Below are 332 nucleotides of genomic sequence, written 5' to 3'. Positions count from 1 at the left end.
ATCGACTGCTGCCTGAGCGTCTCGCGCAGGCGCAGATTGGCCAACGCCAGCGCCAATGTGTCGACGACGCCGCGCAGGATCTGCTGCCGCTCGGCGAGCCATTGCGGCTTCTCGGCCGCGTTTGGCTCGCACAGGTGCAGGATGCCGAGCGTCTCGCCCTGCGCGGCCAGCGGCATGCAGACATAGCCCTTCTTGCCGTTCTCGGTGATATGCGCGCAACGCGGTGTCAGCATGCCCGGTCCGGCGACATGCTCCTGGCCGCGCCGCAGCGCCCAGCAATCTTCCGGCGCGAATTGGGTGATGCTCGAGCGGACATCGCCCCAATGGGCCAT

1 protein-coding gene is annotated in these 332 nt (G+C 67.5%); it reads right to left on the bottom strand.

From position 1 onward, the window contains the following. Window positions 1-332 (bottom strand): GAF domain-containing protein (locus EN818_RS31410; RefSeq protein ID WP_135906692.1); only part of this gene is annotated, 332 nt, incomplete at both ends.

Origin of the sequence: Mesorhizobium sp. M3A.F.Ca.ET.175.01.1.1 (genome assembly GCF_004791945.1) — a bacterium.
Lineage (GTDB): Bacteria > Pseudomonadota > Alphaproteobacteria > Rhizobiales > Rhizobiaceae > Mesorhizobium.
Note: the sequence above shows the minus strand (reverse complement) of the source record. Positions and strands in the feature narration are given on the sequence as shown.